This window comes from Pseudomonas sp. GL_093 (genome assembly GCF_057837605.1).
In genome coordinates this window covers 4,818,218-4,839,503 of sequence record NZ_CM174448.1, presented here as the reverse complement: position 1 = coordinate 4,839,503, position 21,286 = coordinate 4,818,218, and the positions used below count along the sequence as shown (strand labels likewise).

23 protein-coding genes and 1 pseudogene are annotated in these 21,286 nt (G+C 58.6%); 4 read left to right on the top strand and 20 right to left on the bottom strand.

All coding sequences use genetic code 11. The features are described from left to right. Positions 1-250: 250 nt before the first annotated feature. From AC3IUE_RS22335 to puuE, 7 genes are all read right to left on the bottom strand, one after another. The gene (locus tag AC3IUE_RS22335) at positions 251-1,036 is read right to left on the bottom strand and encodes an outer membrane protein OmpK (protein ID WP_489263779.1); all 786 of its coding nucleotides are present in this window, start codon (positions 1,034-1,036) and stop codon (positions 251-253) included. Between the two features lie 94 nt (positions 1,037-1,130). Continuing rightward, positions 1,131-2,489: a nucleobase:cation symporter-2 family protein gene (locus AC3IUE_RS22330; protein WP_489263778.1), complete on the bottom strand. Its 1,359-nt coding sequence runs from the start codon at positions 2,487-2,489 to the stop codon at positions 1,131-1,133. Between the two features lie 138 nt (positions 2,490-2,627). Further along, a complete protein-coding gene (locus AC3IUE_RS22325) occupies positions 2,628-3,929 on the bottom strand; it encodes a urate hydroxylase PuuD (protein WP_429534761.1) in 1,302 nt (433 codons plus the stop codon). 50 nt (positions 3,930-3,979) lie between these two features. Next, complete coding sequence (locus tag AC3IUE_RS22320; RefSeq protein ID WP_010456681.1) at positions 3,980-4,483, bottom strand: ureidoglycolate lyase; 504 nt, start codon at positions 4,481-4,483, stop codon at positions 3,980-3,982. Between the two features lie 120 nt (positions 4,484-4,603). Then, a complete protein-coding gene (gene alc / locus AC3IUE_RS22315; protein WP_489263777.1) occupies positions 4,604-5,599 on the bottom strand; it encodes an allantoicase in 996 nt (331 codons plus the stop codon). 88 nt (positions 5,600-5,687) lie between these two features. Next, the gene (uraD, locus tag AC3IUE_RS22310; protein ID WP_489263776.1) at positions 5,688-6,203 is read right to left on the bottom strand and encodes a 2-oxo-4-hydroxy-4-carboxy-5-ureidoimidazoline decarboxylase; all 516 of its coding nucleotides are present in this window, start codon (positions 6,201-6,203) and stop codon (positions 5,688-5,690) included. Beyond that, positions 6,200-7,126, bottom strand: coding sequence for an allantoinase PuuE (puuE, locus tag AC3IUE_RS22305; RefSeq protein ID WP_489263774.1), 927 nt, complete (start codon positions 7,124-7,126; stop codon positions 6,200-6,202). Before puuE ends, uraD begins: the two co-directional genes overlap by 4 nt. A gap of 431 nt (positions 7,127-7,557) precedes the next feature. On the opposite strand from puuE, the gene uraH reads away from it, so the two are divergent. After that, positions 7,558-7,911 (top strand): hydroxyisourate hydrolase, encoded by a 354-nt coding sequence (gene uraH, locus AC3IUE_RS22300; protein WP_008146146.1) that lies wholly within the window; start codon positions 7,558-7,560, stop codon positions 7,909-7,911. Positions 7,912-8,090: 179 nt separating this feature from the next. Here uraH and AC3IUE_RS22295 read toward each other — a convergent pair whose 3' ends face one another. From AC3IUE_RS22295 to AC3IUE_RS22285, 3 genes are all read right to left on the bottom strand, one after another. Next, the gene (locus AC3IUE_RS22295; protein ID WP_489263773.1) at positions 8,091-8,717 is read right to left on the bottom strand and encodes a LysE family translocator; all 627 of its coding nucleotides are present in this window, start codon (positions 8,715-8,717) and stop codon (positions 8,091-8,093) included. A gap of 79 nt (positions 8,718-8,796) precedes the next feature. Then, positions 8,797-10,146 carry an NCS2 family permease gene (locus tag AC3IUE_RS22290; protein ID WP_056740374.1) on the bottom strand — a complete coding sequence of 450 codons (1,350 nt, stop codon included), beginning with the start codon at positions 10,144-10,146 and terminating at the stop codon, positions 8,797-8,799. 233 nt (positions 10,147-10,379) lie between these two features. Continuing rightward, positions 10,380-10,826, bottom strand: coding sequence for a MarR family winged helix-turn-helix transcriptional regulator (locus AC3IUE_RS22285; protein WP_489263772.1), 447 nt, complete (start codon positions 10,824-10,826; stop codon positions 10,380-10,382). A gap of 81 nt (positions 10,827-10,907) precedes the next feature. Here AC3IUE_RS22285 and AC3IUE_RS22280 point away from each other — a divergent pair, with 81 nt between their 5' ends. After that, positions 10,908-12,074 carry an aminotransferase-like domain-containing protein gene (locus AC3IUE_RS22280; protein ID WP_489263771.1) on the top strand — a complete coding sequence of 389 codons (1,167 nt, stop codon included), beginning with the start codon at positions 10,908-10,910 and terminating at the stop codon, positions 12,072-12,074. A 79-nt stretch (positions 12,075-12,153) separates the two neighbouring features. Here the strand turns inward: AC3IUE_RS22280 and AC3IUE_RS22275 are convergent, their stop codons facing one another. The 8 genes and pseudogenes from AC3IUE_RS22275 to AC3IUE_RS22240 form a co-directional block, all read right to left on the bottom strand. Continuing rightward, entirely contained in the window at positions 12,154-12,525 is a 372-nt protein-coding gene (locus tag AC3IUE_RS22275) for a glutathione S-transferase N-terminal domain-containing protein (RefSeq protein WP_056740381.1), read from the bottom strand. Between the two features lie 101 nt (positions 12,526-12,626). Then, positions 12,627-13,172: a GTP cyclohydrolase I FolE gene (gene folE / locus AC3IUE_RS22270; RefSeq protein WP_010456659.1), complete on the bottom strand. Its 546-nt coding sequence runs from the start codon at positions 13,170-13,172 to the stop codon at positions 12,627-12,629. A 22-nt stretch (positions 13,173-13,194) separates the two neighbouring features. Beyond that, a pseudogene (locus AC3IUE_RS22265) lies at positions 13,195-13,437 on the bottom strand (site-specific integrase); the annotation flags it as partial. A 94-nt stretch (positions 13,438-13,531) separates the two neighbouring features. Beyond that, positions 13,532-14,206: a polysaccharide lyase family 7 protein gene (locus tag AC3IUE_RS22260; protein WP_223433596.1), complete on the bottom strand. Its 675-nt coding sequence runs from the start codon at positions 14,204-14,206 to the stop codon at positions 13,532-13,534. Positions 14,207-14,518: 312 nt separating this feature from the next. Beyond that, positions 14,519-15,253, bottom strand: coding sequence for an XRE family transcriptional regulator (locus AC3IUE_RS22255; protein ID WP_489263770.1), 735 nt, complete (start codon positions 15,251-15,253; stop codon positions 14,519-14,521). Positions 15,254-15,322: 69 nt separating this feature from the next. Next, positions 15,323-15,880 (bottom strand): Smr/MutS family protein, encoded by a 558-nt coding sequence (locus tag AC3IUE_RS22250; protein ID WP_056740389.1) that lies wholly within the window; start codon positions 15,878-15,880, stop codon positions 15,323-15,325. Positions 15,881-15,955: 75 nt separating this feature from the next. Next, the gene (locus AC3IUE_RS22245) at positions 15,956-16,276 is read right to left on the bottom strand and encodes a hypothetical protein (RefSeq protein WP_056740391.1); all 321 of its coding nucleotides are present in this window, start codon (positions 16,274-16,276) and stop codon (positions 15,956-15,958) included. A 131-nt stretch (positions 16,277-16,407) separates the two neighbouring features. Continuing rightward, positions 16,408-16,998, bottom strand: coding sequence for a cysteine hydrolase family protein (locus AC3IUE_RS22240; protein WP_033057146.1), 591 nt, complete (start codon positions 16,996-16,998; stop codon positions 16,408-16,410). Positions 16,999-17,236: 238 nt separating this feature from the next. On the opposite strand from AC3IUE_RS22240, the gene prmB reads away from it, so the two are divergent. After that, positions 17,237-18,145, top strand: coding sequence for a 50S ribosomal protein L3 N(5)-glutamine methyltransferase (gene prmB, locus AC3IUE_RS22235; protein ID WP_489263769.1), 909 nt, complete (start codon positions 17,237-17,239; stop codon positions 18,143-18,145). Positions 18,146-18,196: 51 nt separating this feature from the next. On the opposite strand, the gene AC3IUE_RS22230 is transcribed toward prmB, so the two are convergent. Both AC3IUE_RS22230 and AC3IUE_RS22225 read right to left on the bottom strand, forming a co-directional pair. Beyond that, positions 18,197-18,988 carry a hypothetical protein gene (locus AC3IUE_RS22230; protein ID WP_056740395.1) on the bottom strand — a complete coding sequence of 264 codons (792 nt, stop codon included), beginning with the start codon at positions 18,986-18,988 and terminating at the stop codon, positions 18,197-18,199. A gap of 99 nt (positions 18,989-19,087) precedes the next feature. Next, positions 19,088-20,086, bottom strand: a complete 999-nt coding sequence (locus tag AC3IUE_RS22225; protein WP_489263768.1) for an alpha/beta hydrolase — start codon at positions 20,084-20,086, stop codon at positions 19,088-19,090. Between the two features lie 83 nt (positions 20,087-20,169). Between AC3IUE_RS22225 and aroC the strand changes: the two genes are divergently transcribed. Further along, positions 20,170-21,261 carry a chorismate synthase gene (gene aroC / locus AC3IUE_RS22220; protein WP_046047494.1) on the top strand — a complete coding sequence of 364 codons (1,092 nt, stop codon included), beginning with the start codon at positions 20,170-20,172 and terminating at the stop codon, positions 21,259-21,261. Positions 21,262-21,286 lie beyond the last annotated feature (25 nt).

Sequence of the window (21,286 nt, the reverse complement as noted above, 5' to 3'; positions counted from 1 at the left end):
CTGAGCCAAGGCTTTTGAAAAGCCAAAAAACTCCCGTTCGGCGGCTCAAGAGCAGTCGATTGAGAGTGGTTTTGGAGTGCCTTGGTGCCGTCCAGAGCCGGGATAAGTTGGCTTTCTGGTCAGGAATTAAATCCGGGCTTTTTTTTAGACCAGATTCGGGCGGCCGCGGAGAATACTGACTCCTTGGCCAGGTCTCAAGTGCCCCGCAACAGCGCACCGACGACAGGTTTGGAGCACGGTTGCGGATCATCTAGAAATGCACCTTCACCAGCAGGCTGGTGGTGTTCTCGTTAGTGTCGAGGTTGGCGTTGTTTTCGATGCCGTATTTGTCTTTCCAGTAGCTGTATTCGACGCCGACATACACCTGTTTCTCCCGCCAGCCCAAGGCCTTCCCCAGGTCATATTTGATCTGCGGGTTGAAGTGCAGGTTGGCGTGGTAGGTGCCCTGTGAGTTCTGGTCGTTATCCACGACCCAGTCGATGTAGCCGTCGATCAACAGGTTCGAGTTGCCCAATGGCAGGGTGTAGGACCAGGCCGGCGTGATCTGCCAGACATCGTCGCCGGGACGCGAGCCTTCGGTCTGGCGATAGTAGAAGTTCAAGGTGAAAAAATTGAAGCCCGGTACCGCGAGGTCGAAACCGGGGCCGATCAGATAGGCCTCGGTGTCGTCTTCGCCATTCTCGTAGGTCATGGCCAGCAACACGTCCTTGATCGGGCCGAATTCGAAACGGCGGTCGAGGATTTTGCCGAAAGACAGGCGCGGGCTGAACTCGCCGTAATAGGCGTGAACGCCTTTGTTCCGGTCTTTCTCGCCGTTGTAGTAAGTGCTGTCGACGAACAGGAAGTTGTCGCCGTACTTCCAGCGGTCGGCGTGCTCAAAGGTTATCGTCTGCTGGATCGACGGGTTGACCGCGAAATCCTTGCCATACAGATAGCTCAGGCTGTTCGTCTGCCACAGCAGCAGATCGCCGGCCATGGCCTGACTGGCGGCCAACAGGCCACCGCCCAACAGCATGTTTGTCTGTGTCCGAATCATCTGTTGCTCCCTCTTGTTTTTATTGTTTGAGGCGCAGGCATCCACTGACCTGTGGGAGCAGGCCAGCTCCCACAGGTTTTGTGGTTTTAGTCAGTTAATGCGGGTGGGCGTGGCAGTCGTTGATGGCCGCGCGTTCGGCGCCGCCGAGGATGTTGAACAGCAGGTTCAGCGACAAAGCACTCAACGTCGCCATGGCAATACCGCTGTGAGTGATGGGACTCATCCACATCGGAAGGTGCGCGAAGAACTCCGGACGCACCACCGGAATCAGCCCCATGCCGATGCTCACCGCCACCAGCAACTGGTTGCGACGGTCACCGATGTCGGCTTCCTGAAGAATCTTGATGCCGGTGGCGGCGACCATGCCGAACATCGCAATCGCCGCGCCACCCAGTACGGCCGGTGGAATCGAGGCAACGAGGAACGCGGCTTTGGGCAACAGGCTCAACACCACCAGCAAACCACCGGCAACGATGGTCACCGAGCGGCAACGCACGCCGGTCATCTGCACCAGGCCGATGTTCTGCGCGAAAGAGGAGTGGGTGAAGGTGTTGAAAAAACCGGCGAAGAACGAGGCGCCGGCATCACACAACAAGCCGCGACGCAGCATCCGTGGGCAGACTTCCTGACCGGTGATTTTGCCCAGTGCCAGGAACATCCCGGTGGATTCGACGAAGATGATCACCACCACCAGGCACATGGAAAGGATCGGTGCGAGTTCGAACTTCGGCATGCCGAAATGCAGCGGGGTCACGAATTGCAGCCACGGCGCCTGGGCCATGCCGCTCAGGTCGACCATACCGATCAAGCCGCAGAGCACGTAACCCAGGCACATGCCGATCAGCACGGAAATGTTGACCCAGAAACCGCGCATGAAGCGGTGGACCAGCAGAATGGTGGCCAGCACCAGCGCAGCGATGGCCAGGTAAATCGGTGAGCCGAATTGAGCAGCGCCAGCACCGCCACCCGCCCAGTTCACGGCAACGGGGAACAGCGACAAACCGATCGAGGTGATGACCGTGCCGGTCACCAGAGGCGGGAAGAAGCGTACGACTTTGGACATGAATGGCGCGATGATCATGCCGAAGAATCCGGCGGCGATGGTTGCACCGAAGATCCCTTGCAGACCGATGCCCGGCATGCCGGCCATGGCGACCATGCTGCCGACGGCGGCGAAACTGGCGCCCATCATCACCGGCATACGGATGCCCATGGGTCCGATGCCCAGCGACTGCACGATGGTGGCGATCCCGGCCACCAGCAGGTCGGCATTGATCAGGAAGGCGATTTCTTCACGAGTCAGGCCAGCGGCCTGTCCGATGATCAGCGGCACCGCGATGGCTCCGCCGTACATCAGCAGAACGTGTTGCAGGCCGACCAGGATCAGTTGCAAAAGGGGTAAACGCTGAATGGCGGGTGCGTCGGGGATGCGCGCTTTGGATAGCTCGGACATGCAACACCTCGGATCTTTTTTATTCTTGTGATTTTGTGCATCAGGTTGACCGCGGTGCGGCCAATCGCGAGCAAGCTCGCTCCCACAGGTCCTGCGTAATCTCTGTGGGAGCGAGCTTGCTCGCGATGCTTTTGCTACTTAATTGGTGGGAGCTCCCTGAACAATCCACGCGCCGATCAGGTCACGTTCCTGCTGGGTCATCTGGGTGATGTTGCCCAGTGGCATGATCTGGCTGGTGACGGCTTGAGCCTGGATGCGTGCAGCGTTCTGGCGGATCTGCTCGGGGGTATCGAACATCACGCCGGCCGGTGCAGCACTGAACAGCGGGCTGGTCGGTTTGGCCGAATGGCAAACCGCGCAACGTTCCTGGATCACGCTGTGAACCTTGTCGAAGCCGGGGCCGGCGTTGGACGCCTGAGCCGGCGCAGCGGCAGGTGCAGCAGGTTTCGCCGCTTCAGGTTTCACACCGCCACCGAGGGCAGTTTCCGGCAGCGGCTGGTACTCGATGGTGCCAGGCGCCTTGGCCACTTCAGGAGCGCTGGGCATCTGCGCCGGGCCAGTCACGTAAGCCAGGCAGATCATGCCCACTGCTGCAACGGGCAAGGTCCAGGCAAACTTGTGGCTGTCATGACGGGTGTTGAAGTAGTGACGCACCAACACCGCCAGCACCGCGATTCCGGCCAGGATCAGCCAGTTGTATTGGCTGCCGTAGGTGCTCGGAAAGTGGTTGCTGATCATGATGAACAGCACCGGCAAGGTGAAGTAGTTGTTGTGACGCGAACGCAGCAAGCCTTTGGCCGGCAGCGCCGGATCCGGCGTGCGGTTTTCGGCAATCGCGGCAACCAGTGCGCGCTGCGCCGGCATGATGATGCGGAACACGTTGCCGACCATGATGGTGCCGATGATCGCGCCGACGTGCAGGTACGCACCACGACCGCTGAACACTTTGCTGAAGCCGTAAGCGGCGCCAATGATCAGCACGAACAGGATTCCGCCTAGCAGGGCAGGGCGTTTACCCAGAGCCGAGTCGCAGAGGAAGGAGTAGACGAACCAGCCAACGAACAACGAGGCAATGCCCAGCGCGACCCCTTCAGGGCCGGTCAGGCTGCTGCCTGGTGCCAGCAGGTACAGCGTCGGGTTGGAGTAGAACACCACGCACAGCAGCGCGATCCCCGACATCCAGGTGAAATAGGCTTCCCATTTGAACCAGTGCAGGTTGTCCGGCATGGTCGGTGGAGCCAGTTTGTATTTTTCCAGGTGATAGATACCGCCGCCGTGGATCGCCCACAAATCGCCCGCCAAGCCACTTTTCGGGTTGACCCGATTGAGGTTGTTTTCCAGCCAGACGAAATAGAACGACGCGCCGATCCAGGCCACGCCAGTAATCATGTGAACCCAGCGCACGCTCAGGTTCAGCCATTCCAACAGATGTGCTTCCACAGTCTTTACCTCTCGCCTGTCACTCTGTTGTCGAGTGATCAGACCTTCTCTTATTGGTGGGGGGCGAGGATCAAACGCTCATCCTCTTTGAAAAAATGCTCATCGCAGTTATTGCCTGTGCCACTGCGATCAACCACCAGGAAGTCATCCCGCTTTTCGATCGTCAGCACCGGATGGTGCCAAACGCCGCGATGGTAATTAATGCCCTGCCTGCCGTTGGTGACGAAGGCGCGGACCAAGCCTGATACAGGTTCATCGCCAAGTGGCGCGACCACGATCAGAAAGGGGTTGCCGAGCAGCGGAATGAAAGCCTGGCTGCCCAGCGGGTGACGCTCCAGCATGCTGACGGTCAGCGGCATGTCCTGCGCATCGGCGCGGAAGATGCTGATGATCGCGTTGTCCTCTGGCGTGGCGGTTTGCACCGTCGCCAGTTTATGGAAGCGCATGGTCGAACCGTTGTTGATCATGAAGTGATCGCTGCCGTCGGTTTCGATCACGTCACCGAAAGGGGCGAAGGCTTCTTTGGTCAGCGGTTCAATCGTCAATGTGCGCATGCTGGTCTTCTTTTCCGAGTTCTGTGTTGTTGGTTCTATTGCTATCGCTGGCAGGCCAGCTCCCACATTTGGAATGCATTCCCCTGTGGGAGCCAGCCTGCTGGCGATTGGGTTCAGCGCTTATTTAGCGACCTTGCCCAGTACCCGCAGGCGGCTAACACCACCATCCGGGAACACGTTCAGGCGGATGTGGGTGATCGGGCCCAGCGCCTTGATCTGCTCGGCGAAGGTGTGTTCGGCGTGCATTTCCAGTTTCTGCGCCGGCAGCAATTCGCGCCAGAACAGCGATTGGGTTTCGATCTGGCTGTCGGTGCCGCCCTTCACGAACGCGCCCTGGATCGAGCACGTGTCCGGGTAGTTGCCCTTGAAGTGCAGGGTGTCGACGATGACTTTCTCGATCTCGCCGGCATGACCCAGCGCGACGATGACCCAGTCATTGCCTGGCGTGCGACGACGTGCGGTTTCCCAGCCGTCGCCCATGTTGATGCCACGGCCCGGGTTGAGGATGTTGCTCATGCGACCGAAGTGTTCGTCGGAGCAGGCGAGGGCGCGGCCACCGTTCAGGGCTGCTGCCAGGTCAACTTGCTCGTTGTCGCCCACAGCGGACCAGTCGCGGAACGGAACACCGTAAACACGCAGACGGGCCACGCCACCATCCGGGTAGATGTTGAAACGCAGGTGGCTGAACGCTTGGTCGTTGTTGATTTCGTGGTAGTGGTGGCTGTTGCCTTGCAGCTCGACGGCGGACAGCACTTCAGTCCACTGAGTGTTTTCGTCCGGCTCGCCCGAGGCCAGGAAGCACGCTTCCAGGGAGGCCGACGGCGGGAAGTTGCCGGTGAAGAATGAAGTGTCGATGTCCACGCCTTTGATCGAACCCGGTACGCCCAGGCGGATCACGGCGCTGTCGTAGCCTTCGAAGCGCTTGCGGCGCGACTCCCAGCCGTCCATCCACTTGCCGTTGTCATCGAACACGCCCTCCTTCCACACAGCCGGGGTCGGCTGGAACAGGCGGTTGGCATCAGCGAACCAGTCATCGGTGACCGAGATGATTTTGGTGCCCAGGCGGGCGTCGGCCAGGTTGACGAACTTCTCGAAAGGTACGGCGTAAGCTTTCATTCTTCTTGTCTGCCTTTAATTAGTTGGCTTGGGATGCTTGCGAGGCCCTGGGTGCTTTTTGCGTTTGAGAGCACTCGGGCCAGGCTCGCTATAGGGTCAGTAATCGGAACAGGGCAATCTTGTTGATTTCCGCCAGCGCGCATTTGAACTCGGTGTCTTGCGGGTTGTGAATGCGCGTTTCGAACGCCGCGAGGATCTGATGCCGGTTGCTGCCTTTTACCGCCATGATGAAGGGAAACTTGAACTTGGCTTTGTAGGCGTCGTTCAGCTCGGTGAAGCGTTGAAACTCTTCGGCCGTGCATTGGTGAATACCCGCGCCAGACTGTTCTTCAGTGCTGGCTGCGGTCAGCTGGCCCTGGACGGCGGCTTTGCCGGCCAGGTCCGGGTGAGCGTTGATCAGTGCCAATTGGCCTTCGTGATCGGCACTCAACAGGATGTCGCTCATGCGCTGGTGCAGGGTTTCGATCTCGTCGATCGAAGCGTCCTGGCCCAGGTCGAAGGCCTTCTCGGCCACCCATGGCGAATGTTCGTAGATGTCGGCGAAAGCGGCGACAAACGCGTCGCGGCTCAGGATCGATGGCTTCAGGGTTTGGAACTGACTCATTTCGAGGCCCCTTGATACGGGTGGGTTTCGTGCCAGTGGCGAGCGATGTCGACGCGACGGCTGAACCACACCTGTTCATGACTTTTAGCGTATTCGATAAAGCGCTTGAGCGAGGCCAGACGCGCCGGACGGCCAATCAGACGGCAGTGCAGGCCGATCGACAACATCTTCGGTGCGTCGGCGCCTTCGGCATACAGCACGTCGAAGGCGTCTTTGAGGTATTCAAAGAAGTCGTCGCCCTTGTTGAAACCCTGGACCTGGGTGAAGCGCATGTCGTTGGTGTCCAGGGTGTACGGAATCACCAGGTGCGGCTTGCCGGTCGGGTTGTTCGGTTCCCAGTAGGGCAGGTCGTCGTCGTAGGTGTCGCAGTCGTAGAGGAAACCGCCTTCTTCCATTACCAGTCGACGAGTGTTCGGACCGGTGCGGCCGGTGTACCAGCCCAGTGGGCGCTCGCCGGTGATTTCGGTGAGCACGCGGATCGCTTCGAGCATGTGCTCGCGTTCCTGCGCTTCGTCCATGTACTGATAGTCGATCCAGCGATAGCCGTGACTGCAGATTTCGTGGCCGGCATCGACCATCGCACGGATCACGTCCGGGTGACGCTGGGCGGCCATGGCCACGGCGAAGATGGTCAGCGGAATGTCGAATTCCTTGAACAGTTTCAGAACCCGCCAGACGCCGACGCGGCTGCCATACTCGTAAAGGGATTCCATGCTCATGTTGCGCGCGCCTTGCAGTGGCTGCGCCGAGACCATTTCCGAAAGGAAGGCTTCAGATTCTTTATCGCCGTGCAGGATATTGCGTTCGCCGCCTTCTTCGTAATTGAGCACGAAGGACAAGGCGATGCGGGCATTGCCCGGCCAGTGTGGGTGAGGAGGGTTACTGCCGTAACCGATCAGGTCGCGTGGGTAGTCAGCGCTCACTGCAGTCTTCCTTCTTATTCGTTCGACTTGTTCAAGGTCAGATTTGTGAGGCGGCCTGCAGTGTGATGACAGGCTGGCGTCACAGCGATGGGCTGATTGTATACAACTTTATATCCACTTTGTAAGCCTGTTTTTTTGCATTTTTCAAAACTGTCATCTTCACATGTTGTTGCAAGAAACCTGCCTGATTGGTCAGCTAATGGATGGAAGGTCCTTTTATCCTATGGTTCGGTGGCAGATTCGTCGGGAATCACTGAATGACGGGTATAGCGGTAAATATGTTGTTTTTATTGTGTACAATTTTTTTGAAAAGTGTCTTAATCAGTCGCTCGCCGCAGCTTTTCGTGCTCCGAATCGGTGCGGTCTCCTTTTCAACTGACTTCGGGAGGCGCGAGGTCTGACTGCTCCATGCAGGCAGGCGCGCAGAATCAATGGGACGTTTGACTACTCACGTTTTAGACGCTGCACACGGTTGCCCGGGCAGCTCGATCAAGGTCGAGTTGTACCGCGTTGAAGGTTCGCAGCTGGAATTGGTCGCCACTGCGATAACCAACAGCGATGGCCGGGTCGATGCACCGCTGCTGCAAGGCGATGACTACCGTTCAGGGGTCTATCAGGTTCAGTTTCATGCGGGCGATTACTACCGCGCCCGTGGCGTTCAGCTGCCAGAACCCGCGTTCCTGGATGTGGTGGTGCTGCGGTTTGGCATCTCTGCAGAGCAGGATCACTACCACGTGCCATTGCTGATTTCGCCGTACAGCTATTCGACCTACAGAGGAAGCTAGGACTTTCCCCCCAGAATCCTGCGCATATAGCTTCTTTGGTCTTTCGCCCGCTCACACTGCGGGCTTTTTTTTGCCTTCAGAAATGGGGTGCATGTGCCGACGCCTTCGCGAGCAGGCTCGCTCCCACAGGAGTACGCATTCCAATGTGGGAGCGAGCTTGCTCGCGATGCTTTTGCTCTTTAGCGGCTCAACAACGACGCCGCGCCCGCACCACTGAACAACCCCGCACTCACCCGGTTAAACCAGCTCTGCCCCTTGCCGCTGCGCAGATACCGCGCCGCACCATGAGCACCCAGCCCATAAGCCAACTTGCACAGCAAATCCAGCACGGTCCAGGTCGCAATCATCACCAGCAACTGCGGCAGGAACGGTTGCTCGGCACTGAGGAACTGCGGGAGGAAAGCGGCGAAGAACAGAATGTCTTTCGGGTTGCTGGCGCCCAACATGAACGCGCGCCCGAACAGTGCGCGAAAGCGTGGAACCGGCGTAGCCTGGGGCACTTCAGCGCCGTGGGAGGGCTGACGCGATTGCTGCCAGCTCTGCCAGGCCAGGTAGAACAGGTACAGCGCACCGACGATCTTCAAGGCGCTGAACAGCTGTTCCGACGCCAGCAGCAAGGCGCCCAAACCCAGCGCCGACGCACTGAGCAAGCAGATCGACGCAATCACGCCACCCAGAAACGCCGGGTAAGAACGGCGCAAACCGTAATTCAGACTGTTGCTGATCATCAGCAAAGACAGTGGCCCCGGGATCAGGATTACCACCAGCGCAGCGCCGCTGAACAGCAGCCAGGTTTCCAGACTCATCACTTTCCTCCATTTGCACAAAAGCCTCACCCGACGGGGTGAGGCTGTTTTGAAACACCGTTTTTGAAACGTAGACGGCTTACAAGAAAATGAACTTGGCGATGAAGATCGCGCAGAGCACCCACAGACTGATGGAAATTTCCTTGTGCTTACCGGTGCAGGCCTTCAGTACCACGTAAGTGATAAAGCCCAGCGCGATGCCGTCGGCGACCGAGAAGGTCAGGGGCATCATGATCGCGGTTACGATCGCCGGAATGCTGTCGGTCGCTTCGTCCCATTCGATGTGCGCCATGCCGCCCATCATCAGCATCGCCACATAAATCAGCGCACCGGCGGTTGCGTAAGCGGGGATCATGCCAGCCAGCGGTGCGAAAAACATTGCGGCAATAAATAGCACACCTACGGTCACTGCGGTAAGACCAGTCCGACCACCAGCGGCTACACCCGCGGCACTTTCCACGTAGCTGGTGACCGGCGGAACACCGACCATCGCACCGAATACGCTGGAAGCACTGTCGGCTTTCAGGGCGCGGGAGAGGTTTTCGATCTTGCCATCCGCGTTCACCAGGCCGGCGCGCTGGGCGACGCCCATCAGGGTGCCGGCGGTGTCGAACATGTGCACGAAGAGGAAGGCCAGCACCACGCTGATCATGCTGACGTTGAACACGCCCGCGATGTTCATGGCCATCCAGGTCGGCGCCAGGCTCGGCGGGGCGGACATGAGGCCCTCGTAGTGCACCAGGCCCAGGCCCCAACCCGCCAGGGTGACGGTGATGATGCTGATGAGGATCGCGCCGAACACTTTGTGATAGCTGAGTACGGCGATCATCAGGAAGCAGATGGCGGCCAGCAGCGGACCAGGTTCGCGCAGGGAGCCGAGCTTGATCAGGGTGGCCGGGCTGTCGACCACGATGCCCGCGGTTTTCAAGCCGATCAGTCCCAGAAACAGGCCCACACCGGCACCCATGGCAAAGCGCAAACTGACCGGGATGCTATTGAGCAGCCATTCGCGGATCCGCGAAAAAGTCAGGAACATGAACAACACACCGGAAACAAACACCGCGCCAAGGGCGGTTTCCCAGTTGTAGCCCATGGTGCCGACCACGGTGTAAGTGAAGAAGGCGTTCAAGCCCATGCCCGGCGCCAGGCCAACCGGCCAGTTGGCGTACAGGCCCATCAACAGGCAACCCAACGCGGCGGCGATGCAGGTGGCGACGAACGCGGCACCGTGATCGATCCCGGCATCGGCCATGATGTTGGGGTTAACGAAGATGATGTAGGCCATGGTGATAAAGGTTGTCAGACCGGCAATCAACTCGGTCTTCACCGTGGTGCCATGCAAGCTGAGTTTGAAGATGCGCTCCAGCCAGCCATTGCGTAATGGCGGCGAGAGTTCCAGCGTCGGGGCTTCGGATTTGCGGCTTTCCACAGCGAATACTCCTCAAGAGTTTTATTGTTATTTCCAGGGCCGGACCCATGAGGGTGGCAGCGACCCTTTGAGGTGCTTGCGATTTGTTGACCGCTTGGTCAGGAACTCGCACGAAGTGGATTATGCTTTTGTATACAAATAAAGCAAATAATGTTTTTGATTTTGTAGACGAAAAGTTTGGCAATAGGGATATATCGCCTGTTCTGGTCCCTACAAATCCACCAGGGAAAAACTCAATCAGCAGCCACCTGACTTTTACCTAGCGCCAGATTCACCGCCAGCCACCCATTCACCGCCGTCTCACCCGCCTCGGCAAACACTCGCTCCAGCAATTTCACCTGCTCACGCCGCAACGACTGCTCAAACCGCGCGCCATCGTCGGTCAGCTCCAGCAACCGCTTACGCTTATCGGTCTGGGACGCGACACTGTTCACCAAATGCATTTCCACCAACTGACGCAGCGGAATATTCAGCGCCTGCTTCGTCACCCCGAGCAATGCCAGCAACTCCTTGACGCTCAAGTTCGGGTAGCGCGCGATGAAAAACACAATGCGTTGATGCACCCGGCTCAAGCCACGACGCTCGAGCATTTCGTCGGCTTTCGCAGTGAACGCCTGGTAACCGAAGAAAAACGCTTCCATCGCTTGTTGCTGAGTCGCGGGGTTTTTAAGGTCAAGCATGTTGACGTATCCGTCCGGTCTGTCGTAATTTCGGTCAATCAGTTTGACTCATTTTTCTCAGGCCTCGCTACCGGTGACCCCATGGCATTTTCCGAACGTGTCTCGCGCCTTAAAAGTTCTTTGATCCGTGAAATTCTCGCCGCCGCCCAGCGCCCGGAAGTGATGTCGTTCGCCGGCGGCTTGCCCGCCGAAGCCATGCTGCCAAAAGTCGAGTGGGCCGACATGCCGCTGTCCATGGGCCAATATGGCATGAGCGAAGGTGAACCGGCGCTGCGTGAAGCGCTGGCAGCAGAGGCGCGGGCGATGGGCGTACCCTGCGAGGCGAGTCAGGTGTTGGTGGTCAGCGGCTCCCAGCAAACCCTCGATCTGGCGGCCAAGCTGTACATCGACAAAGGCACCGAGATCCTGCTTGAAGCACCGACTTATCTGGCGGCGTTGCAGATTTTTCAGCTGTTCGGCGCCGACTGCATCACTGTCCCGTTGGAGGCTGATGGCCCGAACCTGGTGCAGTTGCGTACTCGTCTGGAAAAACACCGTCCGGCGTTCATCTACCTGATCCCGACTTTTCAGAATCCTTCAGCCGTGCGCTACAGCGAAGCCAAGCGCGATGCCGTGGCAGCCTTGCTCGATGAGTTCGGCGTGACCTTGATCGAAGACGAGCCTTACCGCGAGCTGACCTTCGACGGTGGCAGCGCCACGCCGATTGTCAGCCGCTTGAAAAAGGCCAGCTGGATCTACACCGGCACCGTGTCGAAAACCTTGCTGCCCGGATTGCGAGTCGGTTATCTGATCGCCAGTCCGGATCTCTTTCCGCACTTGCTGAAACTCAAGCAATCGGCGGACCTGCACACCAATCGCGTGGGCCAGTGGCAAGCGCTGCAGTGGATCGGCACCGACAAATTCCAGCATCACTTAAGCGAGCTGCGGGACTTCTACCGGGTTCGTCGGGACGCGTTCCAGTCAGCCCTGGAAACGCATTTTGCTGATTTGGCGGACTGGAACGTGCCGCAGGGCGGGCTGTTTTTCTGGCTGACTCTCAAGCAGCCGATGGACACGCGTACGTTGCTCAAGGCCGCACTGGCAGCGGATGTGGCGTTCATGCCGGGCGAGCCGTTCTTCCCCGAACCGGACAGCAATCCGGGGCATTTGCGCCTGAACTTCAGCCACATCGCCCCGGCACGGCTGGACGAAGGGCTCAAGCGGTTGGCAGCGGTGCTGCGTCAGGCTCAGGCAGCGCAAGCGGCTTGAAGCTGCAGGTATGAGAGGGTGCAAAAACAAATAAACCGGCCAATGGGCCGGTTTATTTTTATCCGAAATCTGTACGGCTTCAGGCTGCGGCAAACCGCTTGTCCAGATAATCGATGATCACCTTGGACTCATACATCCAGGTCGTCTGGCCATTCTCTTCGATGCGCAGGCACGGCACCTTGATCTTGCCGCCCTGTTCCAGCAGGGCCTGACGATCCTGTTCATTGTTCTTCGCATCGCGCAACGCCACTGGCACGTTCAAGCGGCGCAGGGTGCGGCGGGTTTTCACGCAGAACGGGCAGGCGTGGAACTGATACAGGGTCAGGTCCTTGGCCGCTGTGTTGATCTGAGCCTGAACCTCGGCAGGGCGCTGCTTTTTGCCTGGGCGGGTAATGAAGTCGATGAAGATGATCAGTTGGCCAAGGCCGACACGAAGCGCTTTAACGAACACGGTATAAGCCTCACAGGGGCAAACAGAAGGCGCGCAGCTTACCTGATTTTTCACCGGCGAAAAAAAACCGGCGATGAATGCCGGTTTTCTTCTGCTGCGAATTACTTGATCAGGCTGAGAAACTCGCTGCGGGTGGCCGCGTTTTCGCGGAACTCACCCAGCATCACTGACGTGATCATCGACGAATTCTGTTTCTCCACACCGCGCATCATCATGCACATGTGCTTGGCCTCGATCACCACCGCAACGCCCAAAGCGCCGGTGACTTGCTGGACCGCATCGGCGATCTGGCGGCTGAGATTTTCCTGGATCTGCAGGCGGCGGGCGTACATATCGACGATCCGCGCGACTTTCGACAGGCCCAATACCTTGCCGCTCGGGATGTAGGCGACGTGAGCCTTGCCGATAAACGGCAGCAGGTGGTGTTCGCACAACGAGTAGAGCTCGATGTCCTTCACTAGCACCATTTCGCTGTTGTCGGAGCTGAACAAGGCACCGTTGGTGACCTCTTCCAGTGTTTGTTCATAACCGCGGCAGAGGTACTGCATGGCTTTGGCGGCACGTTTTGGCGTGTCGAGCAGGCCCTCGCGGGAGACGTCCTCGCCCAATTGGCCGAGAATCGCGGTGTAGTTCTGTTCCAGTGTCACAGAGGCTGATTCCATACGGGTTTCAGAGGGGTACTGTTTCTGTCTGTACCAATTGTGTACCAATCAAGCTCTTTTCAATCTTCCCGAGCTCACCCCAGTCGGTGCTGGCGTTGATCCATCGGGTGCAGGTCGATAGCAATATCTGAACGCTATGACCGAGCTGAGTGGCAATAATCGCAGGGTTCATCCCCGACATGAGGCACATGGTAGCGTATGTGTGCCGGCAGTTGTATTGCCGGCGGGCGCGAATCCCCAAATCGGTCATTTCGGGTTTGCGCATCCCGCTACACCCTGTCGCCAAGGTGCAGCAGTGATGCTTCCCTGAAGCCTGTATTGCTCATCAGGCCGAGCAGGTCGTATCAGGCGTGAGTGATCGACAGATCGCTGATGATGCAGACAGAACCGTCTAGCGGGTCGGTAGTGTCGGAGTAATCGATCTGGTTGTACACGCCCCCGTGAAAGGCGAGAGTTTTCGTGTCCCAGGTGTTGTCGAGGCGCATGATCGCGGAAGTGGATTTAACGCCGTTACAGCTAGCCGATACAGAGACGGCGCCGCTCGAATTGGCGTGAATGTTGATTTTGAAAAGTGCACCGAGCGGCACGTTCTCCAAAATCGTCGAGTTGACCGGATCGTCCTGGAGGTAACTGGTTCGGAACCCCATGGTGATTTTTCCTTTGTTCCAGAACACCTTTACCGGAGGTCGCTCTGAATCCTTCACATGGATCTGGCCGATCACGACTTTCTGCAGCGAGTTGACCTTCGTCAGTCGCATTTCCTGGCGGTTCCAGTGGTCCGCTGCGCTGGAGAACAGCCAGTAACCAGGCTCTTTCCACTCACAGCGGGTTCGTAGTGTGCTCTTGCTCGAGGCTCCAAGTGTCGGCGCCGTCATCTGCAGCGAACCATCTTCAAGCATTGAGATGACGTCGGGGCATTCGAGAAGTGCGCGCCAGCCGATGAGCTCAAGCGCAATCGGGTTGGTGTCGGAGATTGGAAGCGGGGTAGCGATGGTGAAGTTGCTGATGTCTACAGTCATGGTTTTTGCCTCAGTCCATTGATGTCGCTTTTTGCTCAGGTGAGCCTTGCGTTTGATGCAGGCCTACATCCCACTGCCCACTCAGTGAATGGGCAGAAGTGATGCCTGGCAGCTTCCGATCGATTACCCGTTGGCTTGAGTACAAATATGGGTGTTCCCATATTTTGTGTCAATGGGTATTCCCATATTTTATTCCGTGCCTATATTCCAAATACAAAAAAACCCGCGCTTGGCGGGCTTTTCTTGGATGGGCGTCGATTTACTGTATTGCACGTTATGGCACTAAACGCTCACGAATCACCGCAACTCAGTTCACCGCGAATACATCGCCCACCAAAAGACATGACCCAGGATCGCAAGCTGCTGCTCCTGGATCTCGGCGAAGGTGTAGTCCTCGTCTGGATGCTCGTCACGGTTGAAGCTGCGGAGGCGGATGCCACTGGGCAGTCGGTAGACCTGTTTCACGCGGAGCTGGCCGTTGTGGTTGATCGCGTACATGTCGCCGTCGACGATGTCGCCCAGCGAGTTCTTTCCGACGTTCATACCAACGGTAGCGCCGTCGCGCAGTACCGGGAGCATGCTGTTTCCGCTCACCACCACGCACTTGGCGTCGTTGAACTGCACGTTGTTGTGACGCAGGTCTTTCTTGAAGAAGCGCAGTCGGGCGCTGTCGTTTTCCGCGATCACGAAACGGCCTGAACCGGCCGCCAGCTCAACTTCACGCAGGAAGGGGACATAAACCTCGTCGTCATCCAGGGGCGTGCTGTCGTCCCAAGGCTGGATGTCTGACATTGAAACGCTTGGAGGGGGGCGATTCAACGGAACAGCATCGGACACCCCTTTAAGCATGTCACCGACACCTTCAGCCAGCCACATCGGTGAAACGCCACACGCTGAAGCGATCTGGGCAGCAAAGGCTGTTGCCTTCGATTTCCCGCGCTCGAGGTCGGAGATTGAGGTTTGCGTCAGGCCTGCGCGTTCGGCAAGCTCGGTCTGATTGAGCTTGGCGTGTTGGCGGGCTGCTTTGAGTCGTTCTTTAAATTCCATCTGCGAAGTATTACGGGAGCTCCCATATCATTGCAAATCGTTATCCCGATAATTTGCCAGGCGACCGCTTTACTCGTCGCGACCTTCCATCATGGTTCGTTTGAGCATCACATAAACCGCTCCGGCGCCGCCGTGTTTCGCTTGGCACGAGGTGAAGCCGAGCACTTGTGAATGTTGGCGCAGCCAGGTGTTGACGTGGCTTTTGATCATTGGCCGCTTGCCGTCCAGACGCACGGCCTTGCCGTGGGTGACGCGTACGCAGCGGATTTCGAATTTGGTCGCTTCGGCCAGAAACGCCCAGAGGGTTTCCCGAGCCTTTTCCACGTTCATGCCATGGAGGTCGAGGCTGCCTTCGAACGGAATCTGTCCGATCTTGAGCTTGCGCATCTGGCTTTCCTGAACACCGTCACGCGCCCACATCAGCTCGTCTTCCGGGCCAACATCGATAACGAACTGATCGGACAGCCCGTCAACGGTGGTGGCATCGGTGCGTACGGTGGCGGCTTGTCGCAACTTGGCGATTTGTGCGCGGTCAGCCTTGGGTTTGCCGGTTTCGGCGCGATCGTGTTTGATCGGCTTGACGCCTTGGATCGCGCTTTTGAACAGGGAAAAATCGTCGTCTTGCATGTCAGCCTCCGCGAAGGGCGGCCAGTTTACCCAACTCGAGGCGAATGGGGCGCGAGAAAACGCGCAGCACTCGGCTCAGTCGTGCTTTTTCATCAAATGCGGGGAGATGTTCAGTTCTTGCGACTGCCGCGAGCGGCGACGGCAGCGGCGCCACAGCCACACGCCGAGGTACAGCACGAACAGGCCAATCGCCAGAATCACTGCCGAACCGACCCGGTTGGTATTCAACTCGCCCAGGGCGGGCGCGTGGCCAAGCAGGCTGGCTATGCCTGCCATCGCCAGCAACACACCGCTCATCGACAGCAAGGCAGCAAATGCCGCGCCGATTCGAAAACGCCAGTTGCGTTGGCCTTTGGGCCGCAAGCGGCGAGCGTCAAAACCATCGGATAACTTCATTCCGACCTTCCTCAATGGGTATCGGCCCTTCGACCGGGAGTTGACCGGGATGTTCCTGAGGCTAAGACAATTACAGCAAATGATAGGTTTTTGCGGATGAGCGGCGGCATGGACCGCTCATCGAGCGTCAATCAGATCAGTTCGTGAGTCAGCGCGAGGGTGGCGAAGTTGTCCGCCATGATCGCCATTTCGGTCTGCTGAACGTGGTCTGCGCTCAATACGCCGCCCTTGTAAGGCAGGTCGCGAGTGGCGCAGGCGTCTTCCACCAGCGTGCAACGAAAGCCCAGGTTCTTCGCGGCGCGCACCGTGGTGCTGACGCTGGAGTGGCTCATGAAACCGCACACGATCAGGTCCAGGGAGCCGAGATTCTGCAGGCGTTCCAGCAGTTCGGTGCCGTGGAACGCACTCGGTAGCAATTTACCGATGATGGTTTCGTCGCCCTGTGGTTCCAGGCCCGGGATGAACTCACCGCGCTCACCTTGTGGATCGAACAGCCCACCGACGGTGCCGAGGTGGCGGACATGGACGATCGGCCGGCCGGCTGCACGGGCAGCGGCCACCAGTTGCTTGATGTTCGCGACGGCAGCATCCATGCCGATCAGGGCCAACGGGCCGCTGAGGTATTCTTTCTGGGCATCGATGATGACAAGGGTCGCATGGCTCAGAACGGCTGCTGCATAACCGCGGCCGCTGAGTTGAAACATCGTTTTTGGAACGGACATTCTGGGGCTCCTTCGAGTGGGGCTTTTGCGACATTGTCCTCTGGCTGAGCGCTTCTGTGAATCGCTACCATCGTAGGCGCCGTCTTTGCTGGCTCGCAGCCTTGTCAATAGGCTCGTTTTGTTCAATAGCCGGCCGAAAAAATAGAATAGTCCTACATTTGCGCCGGTAGTTTTCCCGCGTCGTCGAGACGCGTTTTGGCTGTTAGAATCGCCAGTCGTTTTTTTTGGAGTTTGCCCCGTGATCACTTCCCGACTTCGTACCCTGCGCGACCATATCCGTTGGGCCGTCAGCCGCTTCCATGGGGAGGATCTGTTTTTCGGCCATGGGACCGACAACGCCTGGGACGAAGCGCGTCAGTTGGTGTTGGGTGCCTTGCACTTGCCGTGGGAAATCGCCGACAGCTATCTCGACTGCAATCTTGAAGAAGACGAGCTGGTCAAGCTGCAACGCATGCTCAAGCGCCGTATCGAAGAACGCATTCCTACCGCCTACCTGTTGGGTGAAGCGTGGTTTTGCGGCATGTCGTTCATTGTCGATGAGCGCGTCTTGATCCCTCGTTCGCCGATTGGCGAACTGATCGAAAAACGTTTCGCTCCGTGGCTGGGTACCGCACCTGCGCGGATTCTCGACTTGTGCACCGGTTCCGGCTGCATCGGTATTGCCTGTGCCTACGAGTTCCAGAACGCCGAAGTGGTGTTGGCCGATCTGTCGTTCGAAGCACTGGAAGTGGCCAACCAGAACATCGAGCGCCATGGCGTCGATGAGCGGGTATACACGGTTCAGGGCGATGGTTTCGATGGTTTGCCGGGTCAGCGTTTCGACCTGATCGTGTCAAACCCGCCTTACGTCGATGCGGAAGATTTCGCCGACATGCCGGACGAATACCAGCACGAACCGGAGCTGGGCCTGGCCTGCGGTGATGATGGTTTGAACCTGGTGCGTCGCATGCTCGCCGAAGCGGCGGATCACCTGACCGAGAAGGGCTTGCTGATTGTCGAGGTGGGCAACAGCCAGGTTCACGTTGAGGCGCTGTACCCGGAAGTCGACTTCGCCTGGCTTGATTTCGAGCGTGGTGGGCATGGCGTGTTCATGCTGACGGCGGAACAGTGCCGCAACCATCAGGCGCTATTCGCTTCCCGAGTTTAACCCGTAACAATCGTTCCCACGCGGAGCGTGGGAACGATCAGGTCTGCGCGATCACCGGTGCGTGGCAATCCAGATCAACAACCCCGCCTGAAACACCGCAAACGCCACCAGACAGGTAATGGTAAAGCGCAGTCCGGCGTCTTCGCGCTTGTACTTGCTGACCTTTTCTTCGTGTTTCTTGAGTTTGACTTCCTGCTCGGCGAGATTTTGCTCGGCTTGCTGGAGCATCTGCGCCGCCTCAAGAATTTCCACGACCTGCAGTTTTTCCGTACTCCAGTCACCCAACAGGTCGCCGACCTGCACTTCTTTGACGCTGCCCTTCAAATGCTGGGCGTCGGCGTAGATCACGTCGAAACCATGCATCCGCAAAAAGTGATCGCGACGCAGGCGAGTGTCTTCGTTCAGCGCATCCTTGTTGTTCAGGTCGGTGCCGTCGACGGTGTAGCCGGGCCATCTCTTTTTCGCCCAGGTAATGCCCTGAGCGGCCATATAGCGACCGATGCCACGGTTCATCGGTTCGATCTGCAAACCGCTGTCAGGCCCGAAATGCACGCGCTTGGTGGCGTGATCGACCCACACGTCCAGATGATTCTGTTCTTTGCGCACGCGCTGGCCGGGCAGCGAAATGCTCATGCGCATCAGGCTGTGTTCCTTGTTGTTGCGCTCGGCGTAACCGAATTCAACAAAGCGCAGCGGCCGTCCACCGGTGTTGCGGTCGGTTTGCAATGGCGCCAGACGGAGCATCTTGTGGTGCTCGGCGTGGACGTCCGCCCACGGCAGCTCGACCACTGGTGGTGCGTCTTTTTCAGCAGTGGTGTCGGGTGAAGTCTGGGTATCAGTCATAACGGCGAGATCCTGTCCAAGCTCTGCTTGCCGCCAGTCATAGCGCTGGCGACAAAGGCTTATCGGCCGTTTTTTTTAAGACTAGAGGGCAAACAGCGCTTAACTGGTGCGAAGTCCGTCAATAAACCCGAGGATTCGCGTGCCGAGTTCGGCCGCCAGCGGCAATTGCGGATCCTTATAAGAGGCCAATTGCCGTTTTACATCGATGGGCACGATGCGCATCACGTGGTTCATGCCCTCGATCAGCGCCAGTTCGGCGTCCGGTTTGGCGGCCTTCAACAGCCTGGCGTCACCGACGCCGACCTGGATGTCATTGCTGCCCTGGATGATCAGCGCCGGCATCTTCAACTTGGCGAACGCCGCCGCCGGGTCCTGGCGGAACAATGAAATCAGATACGGCTGCACGCTCGGGCGGAAAATCACCTGCAACTGCGGCGGAACGTTGTCATCAGTGTGGCCGGCCTTGAGGCTGTCGAGCAGTTCATTGCTGCGCAGCATCAGTGCTGGCGGCAGGCGATTGCTCAATTGTTGGCGCAACACCTGATCGATCGGCCGGGCGCTGCCGGACATGGAGATGACCGCGGCGGCATCCAGGCTCGGCGCCGCGAGGCTGGCGATCAAGGCGCCTTCGCTGTGGCCCAGCAGGATCAGCTGGCCAAAGCGCGGGTCGGTTTTGAGCTTCTGGCCCCAGGCCTCGGCGTCGGCCACATAGGCTTCAACCGACAGATTGCGTTCGTCCAGGGTCGCCGCAAGACTCGCCGCCACGCCGCGTTTGTCATAACGCACGCTGGCGATGTTGTGTTTGGCCAGGACCCAAGCGAGACGCTTGAGGCTGTCGTTGCGTCCACCGTCGGGGTTGTTTCCGTCACGATCCGTAGGACCGGAGCCGGAAATGATCAGGACAACCGGTACCGGCGTGTCGGACTTGGGCAGCAATAACGAGCCGAAAAGCTCACCGGTGCCGGTGTCCAATGTGATCGGGCGTTGCAGGACGGTGGCCTGTACAAAGCCGGTAAAGAGGGTAAGGCTCAAGGCTATAACTCGCAGCATCATCACGCCATCATGAACAAGGTGCCGGTTGGACTCGCAGGCACCCATAAGGTTCGAGGATGAACTAGTTGGGTAGCCTGCGTATACTGGCGCGCATTACGTATTTGGTTCGAATTCACGGAGCGTCCTGCATGTCCGGCAATACCTACGGCAAGCTGTTCACTGTCACCACCGCGGGCGAAAGCCATGGCCCGGCGTTGGTCGCCATTGTCGACGGCTGCCCGCCGGGCCTGGAGATCTCTCTGGAGGATCTGCAGCGTGACCTGGATCGCCGCAAACCCGGCACCAGCCGCCACACCACCCAGCGTCAGGAAGCCGACGAAGTCGAAATCCTCTCCGGCGTGTTCGAAGGGCGCACCACCGGTTGCCCCATCGGCCTGTTGATCCGCAACACCGACCAGAAGTCCAAGGATTACTCGGCGATCAAGGACCTGTTCCGCCCGGCCCACGCCGACTACACCTATCACCACAAATACGGCGAGCGCGATTACCGTGGCGGCGGTCGCAGTTCGGCCCGCGAAACGGCCATGCGCGTGGCCGCCGGGGCGATTGCGAAAAAATACCTGGCCACTCAGGGCATCGTCATTCGTGGCTACATGAGCCAGCTCGGCCCGATCGAAATCCCGTTCAAGACCTGGGATTCGGTGGAGGAAAACGCCTTCTTCAGCCCTGATCCGGACAAAGTCCCGGAGCTGGAAGCCTATATGGACCAGTTGCGTCGCGACCAGGATTCGGTCGGCGCGAAGATCACCGTAGTCGCTGAAGGCGTAATGCCTGGCCTCGGCGAGCCGATCTTCGACCGTCTCGATGCCGAACTCGCTCACGCGCTGATGAGCATCAACGCAGTCAAAGGCGTGGAAATCGGCGCCGGTTTCGCCAGCGTTGCCCAGCGCGGCACCGAGCACCGCGATGAAATGACCCCGCAAGGTTTCCTCAGCAACAACGCGGGCGGCATTTTGGGTGGCATTTCGTCGGGTCAGCCGATCGTCGCGCACCTGGCACTCAAGCCAACCTCGAGCATCACCACGCCGGGTCGTTCCATCGACATCCATGGCAACCCGGTGGAAGTCGTCACCAAGGGGCGTCATGACCCGTGCGTCGGCATCCGCGCCACGCCAATCGCCGAAGCGATGATGGCCATCGTGCTGATGGATCACCTGTTGCGTCACCGCGGGCAGAACCTGGACGTGCGCGTGAGCACGCCGGTGCTGGGTCAGCTTTAATGGCTGACCTCAAAGCCGCTGCTGT